Origin of the sequence: Treponema sp. (assembly GCF_045657965.1) — a bacterium.
Classification (GTDB): Bacteria; Spirochaetota; Spirochaetia; order Treponematales; family Treponemataceae; genus Treponema_D.
Genome location: NZ_JAZOUG010000299.1, coordinates 21,751 through 32,177 on the forward strand (window position 1 = coordinate 21,751; position 10,427 = coordinate 32,177).

The following is a 10,427-nucleotide window of genomic DNA, read 5'->3' on the forward strand; positions in this document are numbered from 1 at the left end:
CTTATTTTTAAATCTTTATTTTTACAGAATATGGAAATTTATCATAAAATAATACTATTAAAAAAAAGGAGAGAAATATGAAAAAGTTTTTTGTTTCGGTATTCTCTTTAATTTCTCTTGTTTTTATTACTGTCTGTACGGAAGAAACTGTAACAAATAATTCCAACTTAACAGCTGGTACGTATTTTTCTGATTACGAAACATTTACTACAAATCGGTCGGCTTGGACGGAACCCGATTCTTACAAATTTAATTATGATTTCAGATTTGGTGATTCTGTTGTTATTTTAGGAATAAGCGTACAAGTTGAAAATGGAACTGCTATATTTGATTATGGAAATGAAACAGAAGAAAGCATTGAAGAATTAAAAAGTTTTTCTTGGGGAAATATTGCATTTGAAAATATAAGTCAAATGTATGATTATCTTGAAAACCGTTATAAACAAAAACTTGCAAACGGAAACACAGATTACCGAATTGAATATTCTGTCACGTATAAATCAGATGAAAATTATGGCAATTATCCTGTAATTATTTCAGAAAACATGACGGACATAAAACATCCGGACATTGTTGGCTATGGAGGAGTTTATATCAAATTGAACAGTTTTTCGATAACTGATACAGAATAAAATTCCTTATTTATAAATTAAAAAAATTGCGGGCACTTTCTCGATTGGAAGTGCCTTTTCTTTTTTCCATTGGGCTACAGTCTTTGTTTTGATGAATTCGTCTTTCGTGGTGATTCCTGAGGCAATGCACAGTTTTGTTTCGGCTTTGCATGTTTTTAAAATCGCTTCGAACATTTTCTGGTTTCTGTAAGGCGTTTCGATGAAAAGCTGGGTCTGATTTTCTTTGTAAACCTTGTTTTCAAGCTGCCTGATTTTGCTTTCCCGCTCGCCGTTTTTTACAGGAAGATAGCCGTTAAAAGCAAAATTCTGACCGTTAAAGCCCGAAGCCATTAAAGCCATAATCATTGAATTCGGGCCTACAAGCGGAATTACGCGCAGGCCTTTTTTCTGGGCAAGTTCTACTGCACGGCTTCCAGGATCTCCTATGCACGGACAGCCTGCATCAGAAATTACGCCCATTGATTCGCCTTTTTCGAGCGGAACAAGAATTTTAGACAAATCAGCTTTTTCGTCCGTGTGTTCACTTAATTCAGTAAAAGTGCAGTCGTCAATCGGAAAACTTTTGTCTAAGGAAATTAAAAATCTTACGGCAGCTTTCCGGCTTTCTACGATAAAATGCCGGATGTTTTTGACTACTTCGAGATTGTATGAAGGTAAAACCTGTTCGTTTGGAGTTTCTCCCATAGGACAGGGAATTAAATAAAGGGCTGTCTGCATGTTTTTATTTTAGCAGAAATTCTTCTGTGCGTTCAATTGCATCTTTTCCCCAGTACTCGCAGAGCATGTCACGGGCTTCTTTTTTTATGTATTCTGAAACTCTTTTTTGAAGCTGTTTTACATTGTTAAGACAGTAAAATTTTGCAAGTCTTTGTAAAGATTTCATTTCTTCTTCAGACGGCGGATTTCCATTCTGAGTTTCTGTTTCTGCCCAGTCGTAAAGGGCGGTGATTATGCCTGAAGCCGAGCAGACTTTCTGCCATTCTTCAAGATTTTTGATTTTTCTGCCTGTTATTCCCGTTCCCTGCCGGTACAAATAGACAGGTTCATCGATGCCGGCATATTTTTCTGAAAATCTTGCTATAAAAAAATACTGCAGGACTTCTTCTGCCATGTGGGCATAAATGAACGGAATCTGACTGAAAGCTTTCTGATAAACAGTTTTGCGGATAAGTTTTGAAGCAATTACGGGACGGTATTTTCCGTTTATGAAACATTCTTCAAAAACCTTTCTGCCTTCAAGAATCCCCTGAAATGCCTGAAATTCGTTCCGGCTTTCTACATGATTTTTTAATTCGCTGTCCATTGTTACGCAGTTTCCCTGAACTATATCAGCATCATTTTTAACAGCTGCTTCATAAAGAAAAGAAAGTGCATTTTGCGCAAGTGCATCATCGGAATCGAGCATGAAAATGTATTCGCCTTCTGCTTCTTCTACAAGACGGCGGCGTACTTCGATAAGGCAGAGGGTGCGAGAGTTTTCAAGAAAATGGACAGGAAAATCCACGCATTTTTGAAATTTTTTGACAATTTTTTTTGCAGTTAAGCCGTTTTCGTCTCTGCCGTCGCTTGCATCGCTTAAAACAAGGACTTCAATTTCCTTAAAATTCTGAGAAGCGATGCTTTGCAAACATTCTGCCAGCCATTTTTCAGTGCGGAAGACAGGAATGCACACGGAGATTTTGGGAACAGGCATTTAGTTTTAGTCGCGGTTTTTGCAATAGCCCAAAGGACTTTCATCGTAAGGTGAACCGCCCCAGTAAAATTTTATTTCGTCTGTTTGTTCTTCACTGTCAAAGAACACAGGTAAAGAAGATTTTATTTCATATTCTCTGGTTTCTTTAGAGTCTTCGTCAAAAATGACTGCTTTGTTTATATTTTTATAGCTGAATTTTGTTTCATCATCGTCATTATCTTTGTAAAAGAAGAAACCATTGTCTGCAATGATAAGTTTTTTAGGCTTTATAGCTATGAATTTCTGTGGTCCGAAAAGACAGCCTGTTGATGAAGGCTGGTAAACATTATGCGTAGAATTATATTCATCAATTTTTGTTTTGAATGTGGTATTTTTTGTAATTGATGAATCTGCATAGAGCTCACATGTAGTAAAAGTTGATAAATTTATTTTTACAATTGCACCGCGTGAATAATGAGTAAATGGCGGGTCTGCTTCTGAATCGTAGAAAGCTTCCTGTATATTTACTTCCCTCAAAAGTGCATACAGATTTCCGTTCTGAACGGTCATATCTGTAATTTCTGCATTATCGGAAAGTGTTTCTGCAAAAAGTGGTGCTGCCTGATAAACCAGAACAGTCTTTAACCCTGAAGCTATACTTTCGGACAGGCTTATTTGTGAAGTTTTTTCGTTTGATTCAGTTGTTTCTGTGTATGTTACAGGCACTTTAATAAATACAATATGATTCAATTCGCTTTCGGAATATGTGCAGCCAGCGGAAAGAAAAATGCAGCCGTTTCTTGTTACGGTTGTTAAATCGTCATTTTCATCATTTGTTTCTGCATTTTCTTCTAAATAAACTGCAAAATCAAAATAATTTGAAACAGAAACAGTACCGTCTAAATAATTTGAAATATTGGAAGCTTGAAAGACTTGGGAATGAATTTGATTTTCTTCATCGTATGCTGCAATGTAAAAATCACTTTCCATAGAACCGCCGTAAAAAAGAAGACCGGAATTTTTTTCTTTGTAGAGTTTGACATCAGAAATATACAAACTATTTGTGCCAGCTGTTGCTTCACCGTTTTTATAAATTGTAGTTCCGTCTGTGTAATAAACATTGCTTTCTGAGTCAACGATAAAATCTGTAAAAGCATTTCCGGCTGAATAAGTTTCTTCCGGTTCTGAATCTGAGGAGGAACTTAAGAAGTTTCTGTCAAATTTGTAAAGCGCATAGTGAGTTTCATCCAGGTTAGGATCATCTTCCGCTCGCTTGTTGTAGAGAATTACACTGCTTGCAACTGCTTTGTCTGCCATTTTAAGGGAAATGCGGGTAGCCCCGCTGGATGAAAGTTTGATTTCTGACTGGCTTCCCGTGTAAAGAAGAGTCTGTTCACCGTCAGTAACAGAATAAATATCAACTTTGATGGAATAAGTTTCTGAAGTTCTTAAGCCTGTAAAAGTAATGACAGGGCTTTGCGAAAGAAAATCAGCGTAGGTGGTTGAATAGCTTTGTGAATTATAATATGAGGATGAGCCTTCGATTGTGGCAGTAATTTTAATCTGGGTGGAAGAAGTGAGAAGTGCTCTTGAATTAGAAAGTACGCCTGAAGGAATTGAAAAAGAAATGCCCTGGTTTTCACAAGAGCGGTCAGCTAAAGAACATGAAGCAAAAAAAATCGAAAATATAGAGAGAATGAAAAATACTTTAAATTTCATAAAATCCTCCTTGAATTAATGTTAAAATTATAACGGGGAGGGGGTAGGTTATACAACACTTTAAAAACAAAATAATGCAAATTCCGGGTTTTTAAATTCCTGTCTTGTACGCACAGCTTTTCTGTGATAATCTGAGCTTACTTTTTTGGAGAAAATGACATGAAAATTTTAATCAGACCGCATGATATAGGAAAGGGAAGCGCCGACTGGCTTGGTACAAACGCTCACGAATGGGGCTTTGACGGCGTTCAGCTTGCGATTGCAAAGGCTGTCGAAGGTCAGAACGGAAATCCGGGAACGCTCACGCCGGAAGTAATTTCTGAAATCCGCACCGGCTTTAATTCGCACAATGTAGAAATTCCTCTTCTGGGTGCATATTTTAATCCAGTGCACTCAAACAAAGACAAAGTAAAGGCTGGGGCCGAAAAATATGCCGACCACCTGCGTCATGCTGCACAATTCGGTGCAAAGTTCGTTGCTTCGGAAACCGGAAGCTACAACGATGACAAATGGACTTACAATCCGAAAAACCAGACAGAAGAAGCTTTTCAGGAAGTCAAAAAGATTTTCGCTCCGATGCCTGCCATTGCAAAAGAGGCCGGAGTCTGCATGGCTCTTGAGGGCGCATGGGGACACTGCATGTACAAGCCTGAAATGCTCAAACGACTCGCCGACGAAATCGATCCGGGGCAGGAAAATTTTCGTTTCATTGTTGATATTTACAATTACCTTTACATCGGAAACCACGAAGAGCGGGCAAAGATTTTTGAAACCTGCCTTAAACTGTTCAAAGGCAAAATCGCAGGCTTCCATTTAAAAGATTATGTCGTAAACGGCGAAGAACTTGAAATTGCACCTCTCGGAAAAGGCCTTATGGGCTGGAAGGACTTCCTTCCAATTATAAAGAGCGAATGCCCGGACGCATACCTGATTTTCGAAGGGGTAAAGGATGTTCCGAATTCGCTTGAATTTGTCCGAAGCATTGTCGGCTAATCCATGCAGGTGCGACCGCCCCATTCTTTACTGTGAGCTTTTTCGTGGGCTAATGTGGCTTCAAAGTCGGCCACAGGGTCGCAGTTAGCCTCAATCTGGCGGGCTGTGGAGTTGAGCCGCTTTATGCATTCACTTTTATCGTTATAGCCAAGCTTTGATTTTTCGATTGCATCCCCTAAAATACGGATGGATTCATCGTAAATTTTAAGCGGTACCGGGAAGGGGTGTCCGTCCTTTCCGCCGTGGGCAAAACTGAATCGGGCAGGGTCGGAAAATCTGCTCGGAGTCCCGTAAATCACTTCGCTTACAAGCGTGAGGCTCTGAAGAGTGCGCGGCCCTAGCCCCGGCGTGAGTAGAAGGCTTTCAAAGTCTTTGTTGTTATTCTCGTAGGCTGTCGCCAAAACTGCGCCAAGCCGTTTTAAATCCACGTCTTCTGCACGCACATCGTGATGGTCAGGCATGACAAGGTTTCGGTCGTTTCTAAGCTCGAAGGTAAGTGCGTAATCTTCATTAGAAATTTTTGCGATTTCTTTAATCATTTTGTCCGGATTTTCCTGCGTGAGCGTGAGGATTGTACTTCGCGTTTCTTTGGCGGCCGAGTCCGTAAGATTCAAAATCTTGCCCTGATTTTCGCCTGTGACTCCTGAGTGGGGAGTTTCTACAAATGAGCGCAGGTTTTCTGAAGACCAGTGGTATCGCCGTGCTGTTTTTGTAAGGGTGTTCATTCCCTGCTGAACGACAGTCCAGTCTCCTTCATCGCTTAAAATAAAATTGTGCATGTAGAGCTGAAATCCGTCCTGAACGGCACATCCGTCAACTTTTGCTGTGAGCTTGCTCGCGTTTACAAGTTCGTTTCCGTTTAAGCCGGTTGCATCTGCAAGAAAAAGCAGTTCGTCCGGCGTTTTTCGGGAATATTTACCCCTTCCGCCGCACACGCAAAGGCCGAATTCCCGTGCGCGCTCGTTGATTCCGCGTTTAAGGGCATACATTACGCTTGTGGTAATTCCGCTTGAATGCCAGTCCATTCCAAGAACTGCTCCAAGACTCTGAAACCACAGCGGGTCAGAAAGACGGGTGAGAACTTCTTTTTTTCCGTAATTGATAAGCAGGGCTTCGATAATTTCTGTTCCGAGCAGTTTCATTCTGTCTGCAAGCCATTTCGGAACAACTCCTGTGTGAAGCGGTAAATCTGCGTATCCAGAGCGTTTGAGCATGATGAGAGTATATCAGATATTCTGATGATGAATAATCAGCCATAATTGCGGAAGTACAACAACAGCAAAAAAAGCCAGACTTATCCATGTAAATGTTTTTATAAATGCAAATGCTTTTCCCGGATACTCTCTTATGTAGAGCCTTAAATTAATTACACTTGCAAGACTTCCGATAATCGAACATAATCCGGCACTGTCGAGTCCGTAGAGAAGAGCCCTTAAATCTGTAGAAAAAGGATAGAGTACAATACTTGCCGGTACATTTGAAATTATCTGACTGAGTAAAATGCTCCATAAATACTCATGACCTGCCACTGATTTTTCGAGAAAGACCGAAATTGCAGGATGACGGCAGATTGAAGATGAAAATGTAAAGAAACACAAGAAAGTAAGAAGAAGAACGTAATCTGTTTTTATAAGAATTTTTCTGTCTCCGATTAAAAGTGTTATAAAAACAAGCGCAAGAACTGCCGGATAAAATTGAGTGCGGGTAACAATGGAAGCAACTACAATCACAAAAAGCGTAATGTACATGATTTTGCGGCCGCGGTGTGTTTTTTCTGTACTGGAACAATCGGATTTATTTGTTTTACAGGCAGCTTCCCCCAGGCTGTCAGCTTCGCAGTTAGAATACATATAATCTGTGTTAATCTGTGTGCATCTGTGGATTTTTCGACCATATAGCACTGAAATAAACACGAGCAGAAGAAATGCACTGAAAATCCAGAGAGGCAGCATCATCAGTATAAAGTCAGGGGTAGAAATGCCGCTTTGTGCATAAAGAAAAAGATTCTGCGGACTTCCGAATGGCATTAAAAGAGAACCGCGGATTGCTGCAATGTTTTCAAATGTTAAGACTGGAAGAATAAATTTTTCCTGCCCTGCCTTGCGGAACATAATTATGGTAAGCGGAACAAAAATAATCAGCGAAACATCATTGGTAACAAACATTGATGAAAAGAAAACGCAGAATACAAAAAAAACTGTCAGGCTTTTCAGTGAAGAAAATTTACCGGTCATTTTTAAAAGCGGTTCGAATATATTTTCGCTTTTAAAGCCTTCAAGTACTGAAAGCAGCATAAAAAGAGTGGCAAGGGTGCGCCAGTTGATATCGTGCAGAAGTTCTTTTGATGGCGGTGTAATAAAAAGTGAAATAATTGCTGCAACAAGTGAAACAGAAAGCATTATATCTTTTTTAAACAGATTTTTTATTTTAACGGCAAAATTTTCCATGGCTAGAATAATAGCAGTAAAACAGGAAAATGCAAATTAGTATGTTATGTTTATTCATTGTAAAGTATTTTAATCAATGTTAATATAGAAAACATGGAAGCAAGATATTTACCGATTGGCATTCAGGATTTTGAGGATTTACGAAACAGGGGCTGCATCTATGTTGATAAAACGCCTTTCGTCTATAAGCTGGTAACGGAAGGTAAACCATATTTTTTAAGCCGTCCGCGTCGCTTCGGAAAAAGTCTTCTGCTTTCAACTTTAGAATATTATTTTCTTGGTAAAAAAGACTTATTCAAAGGTCTTGCAATCGAAAAACTGGAAAAAAACTGGACAGAGTATCCTGTCTTAAAAATCAGCTTCGGCGGCGGATCTTACGAAAATAATGAAAAACTGCTTTCGATGCTGGATTTTATTCTTAATAAAAATGAAAATATATTTGGACTGGAAAAACAGTCGGACAATCCTGCCGTACGTCTCAGTAATTTGATTATGACAGCAAACAGTCAGACAGGAAAGCAGGTCGTTGTTTTAATCGATGAATACGACAAACCGATTCTGGACGCTCTTTACACAGAATACGAAGAACAGAACCGTCAGGAATTAAGAAACTTTTACAGTCCTTTGAAAGATTTGGACAAATACATCCGCTTTCTTTTCATAACCGGAATTACGAAAGTCAGCCATGTAAACATTTTCAGTGGGTTAAACCAGCTTGACGACATAAGTCTGAACAGCAGCTATTCTTCTTTGTGCGGAATAGCCGAGTCGGAACTTGAAGAATATTTTATGCCTGAAATCAAAGCCCTCGCAGAAAGTCAGGAAATGTCCGTTTCTGATACTAAAACAAAACTTGCTGAAATGTATGACGGTTATCATTTTACGCATGATGTTGAAGGAGTGTACAACCCGTTCTGCCTTCTTAAATGCTTTAAAGAAAAAGATTTCGGTTCCTACTGGTTTGAAAGCGGCACCCCGACTTTCCTTGTGAAGACCCTTCAGAACCAGCCGTTTTTCCTTTCGACTCTAATCAACGGCAAAAAGGCAAAAGAGGACAATTTCAAAAATTATGACCCTGACTCAAAGAACATGCTGCCTGTGATTTATCAGAGCGGATACCTTACAATCAAAGGATTTGAGAAAACGAGGCGCATCTACACGCTTGATTTTCCGAACCGCGAAATCGAGGAAGGATTTTTGAATGTCCTTCTGAAAAAATTCGTAAAAGTGCCTGACGACGACATGGGACTTGCAATTGATAATGTAGTGGATGCCTTGGATTCCCATGATATCGACCGGCTTCTTGGAATCATAAAGGCTGCAATTGCAGATTTACCTACAATCGTCAAAAAAGACATGTGCGAAAACTATTACGAATCTGTTACACACCTTATGTTCAGAATGACCGGCTACAATGTTTTTTCGGAGCTTCAGTCTGTTGCTGGAAGAAGCGATGTAATCGTCACGACAAAGGACAGCGTTTTTATTTTCGAACTTAAGATGGACAAAGGCCGAAACTTCGAAGAAGTGGCAGAAGAAGCTCTGACTCAAATTGATGCCAACGGCTATTCAGAACGGTTTGCTGTAAGCGGAAAGCAGATGTATAAAGTCGGAGTTGTATTCTCAAGCGACGGCAAGGGAATGCTCGGCTGGAAGTATTAAAATAACGAAAACGCCTGAGTTTTAAGTTTTGTATATCTCCAAAAAGTCCATTACAGTTACTAAAAAATCACTTTATAAATAAGAGTATTCTTGGAAAAAGAATAAACTGATTGCACGATGCACAGGGACTGTCTTAAAATTTAGTTATGAATTCAAACCTGTATAATCGGGAATATCAGCGGCTTGAATACACGCCTTACGGCGAAATCTGGATAGAAAAGACAAACAACTCAGGCAACAAATTTCTGCCGTACAAGTTTACGGGTAAGGAGATGGATGAAGCACGTCGGAATAATGCAAATTTACCGGGCATGGGAGGTGTATTTAATCACATCAATGGCAATTTGTACCACTATGCAGGGAATAATCCGGTACGCTATATCGACCCGGATGGAAAGATTGATTTACCCTATATGTCACCAAAAGATTTCTTCAGTTTCCTTATCGAACATGATAGCGGAGCTAAAACTGCAAAACTGTACGCAGATGCAGCTAACAGAGACAAATCTGCACAAGCACTAGCGAAAGATGTTACGATAGCAGCTGGAAAGGAAATGGCAGCAGATGCACTTGAGGGTGTCGCTACCATTTCGGAAGTTTCAAGCGAAGTTCTTTCGGATTTAGCACTTGAAACATCTATAATACAACCTGAATTTAGTGCTGGGGCTGGAACTGCATCGACAATCTGTTCTGCCATAGAGGTTGCTGCACGGTCTGGTAAAGCTGCAATTACAGGTGAGCAAGAAGATATTGATAAAGCGAAAGAAACTGCCGTGAAAAATGGTGGAAGTTATGTTATTGGAAAGATTTCTGGTTCCTTTACAAAAAAACTACCTCAAGGAATATCTAATTTTGTATCTGGCACAGCAAGTAAACAATTTGAAAAAAACTTTGATAAATATACTACAGAGGAACAAGAATGACAGGAATCTTACTCTTTGCTGAAGCAACTTGTTTTATTGGCTATTTTAAAGATAAAGATTTTATTTTTTTATTGTTACCTTTATCGATAGTTAATTTCGTTATTGAACTAAAGTCCGAAAAAGAGATAAATACATGGAATTTATCTCGGCATATTGGTTCAATAGTAGTATATACTGTATTTCTAATTAATTATTTTGTAGGTATTTTTTGATTACCTTAGTATATCCTTTTCCGCTAAGTCATGTATAGCGGAATTTTCGCCAATCTCAACTCCCACAAATAGTAATTTGCCGGAGTATAGGAAAAATCAGCGAAAAAAAACGCTGGATTAAGTTAAAAAAGAGAGGAAAATGATTGTTTTAGAGGAAAAATTCAACA

9 protein-coding genes are annotated in these 10,427 nt (G+C 39.2%); 4 read left to right on the forward strand and 5 right to left on the reverse strand.

The annotated features are described in order from the left end of the window. The first annotated feature begins 77 nt into the window (after positions 1–77). Positions 78–632, forward strand: a complete 555-nt coding sequence (locus ACKI5B_RS11445; RefSeq protein WP_407428863.1) for a hypothetical protein — start codon at positions 78–80, stop codon at positions 630–632. Positions 633–638: 6 nt separating this feature from the next. Here ACKI5B_RS11445 and ACKI5B_RS11450 read toward each other — a convergent pair whose 3' ends face one another. The 3 genes from ACKI5B_RS11450 to ACKI5B_RS11460 are packed head-to-tail and all read right to left on the reverse strand — an operon-like array spanning position 639 to position 4,023. Next, positions 639–1,349 (reverse strand): SAM-dependent methyltransferase, encoded by a 711-nt coding sequence (locus ACKI5B_RS11450; RefSeq protein ID WP_407428865.1) that lies wholly within the window; start codon positions 1,347–1,349, stop codon positions 639–641. 4 nt (positions 1,350–1,353) lie between these two features. Further along, entirely contained in the window at positions 1,354–2,325 is a 972-nt protein-coding gene (locus ACKI5B_RS11455) for a glycosyltransferase family 2 protein (RefSeq protein ID WP_407428867.1), read from the reverse strand. A 6-nt stretch (positions 2,326–2,331) separates the two neighbouring features. Then, on the reverse strand, positions 2,332–4,023 hold the full coding sequence (locus ACKI5B_RS11460; RefSeq protein ID WP_407428869.1) for a hypothetical protein: 1,692 nt from the start codon (positions 4,021–4,023) through the stop codon (positions 2,332–2,334). A 159-nt stretch (positions 4,024–4,182) separates the two neighbouring features. Here ACKI5B_RS11460 and ACKI5B_RS11465 point away from each other — a divergent pair, with 159 nt between their 5' ends. Then, positions 4,183–5,016 (forward strand): sugar phosphate isomerase/epimerase family protein, encoded by an 834-nt coding sequence (locus tag ACKI5B_RS11465; protein ID WP_407428871.1) that lies wholly within the window; start codon positions 4,183–4,185, stop codon positions 5,014–5,016. Here the strand turns inward: ACKI5B_RS11465 and ACKI5B_RS11470 are convergent. Next, positions 5,013–6,230, reverse strand: coding sequence for a DUF763 domain-containing protein (locus ACKI5B_RS11470; protein ID WP_407428873.1), 1,218 nt, complete (start codon positions 6,228–6,230; stop codon positions 5,013–5,015). The two genes, ACKI5B_RS11465 and ACKI5B_RS11470, sit on opposite strands and share 4 nt — an antisense overlap. A gap of 12 nt (positions 6,231–6,242) precedes the next feature. After that, the gene (locus ACKI5B_RS11475; protein WP_407428875.1) at positions 6,243–7,463 is read right to left on the reverse strand and encodes an SLC13 family permease; all 1,221 of its coding nucleotides are present in this window, start codon (positions 7,461–7,463) and stop codon (positions 6,243–6,245) included. 93 nt (positions 7,464–7,556) lie between these two features. Between ACKI5B_RS11475 and ACKI5B_RS11480 the strand changes: the two genes are divergently transcribed. Together ACKI5B_RS11480 and ACKI5B_RS11485 are read left to right on the forward strand one after the other, a co-directional pair. Continuing rightward, positions 7,557–9,125, forward strand: a complete 1,569-nt coding sequence (locus tag ACKI5B_RS11480) for an ATP-binding protein (RefSeq protein ID WP_407428877.1) — start codon at positions 7,557–7,559, stop codon at positions 9,123–9,125. 146 nt (positions 9,126–9,271) lie between these two features. Next, a complete protein-coding gene (locus tag ACKI5B_RS11485) occupies positions 9,272–10,048 on the forward strand; it encodes an RHS repeat domain-containing protein (RefSeq protein WP_407428879.1) in 777 nt (258 codons plus the stop codon). Positions 10,049–10,427: the final 379 nt, after the last annotated feature.

Coding starts and splice junctions, on each gene's coding strand:
- ACKI5B_RS11445 (WP_407428863.1), top strand. CDS start 78: ATGAAAAAGTTTTTTGTTTCGGTATTCTCTTTAATTTCTCTTGTTTTT.
- ACKI5B_RS11450 (WP_407428865.1), bottom strand. CDS start 1,349: ATGCAGACAGCCCTTTATTTAATTCCCTGTCCTATGGGAGAAACTCCA.
- ACKI5B_RS11455 (WP_407428867.1), bottom strand. CDS start 2,325: ATGCCTGTTCCCAAAATCTCCGTGTGCATTCCTGTCTTCCGCACTGAA.
- ACKI5B_RS11460 (WP_407428869.1), bottom strand. CDS start 4,023: ATGAAATTTAAAGTATTTTTCATTCTCTCTATATTTTCGATTTTTTTT.
- ACKI5B_RS11465 (WP_407428871.1), top strand. CDS start 4,183: ATGAAAATTTTAATCAGACCGCATGATATAGGAAAGGGAAGCGCCGAC.
- ACKI5B_RS11470 (WP_407428873.1), bottom strand. CDS start 6,230: ATGCTCAAACGCTCTGGATACGCAGATTTACCGCTTCACACAGGAGTT.
- ACKI5B_RS11475 (WP_407428875.1), bottom strand. CDS start 7,463: ATGGAAAATTTTGCCGTTAAAATAAAAAATCTGTTTAAAAAAGATATA.
- ACKI5B_RS11480 (WP_407428877.1), top strand. CDS start 7,557: ATGGAAGCAAGATATTTACCGATTGGCATTCAGGATTTTGAGGATTTA.
- ACKI5B_RS11485 (WP_407428879.1), top strand. CDS start 9,272: ATGAATTCAAACCTGTATAATCGGGAATATCAGCGGCTTGAATACACG.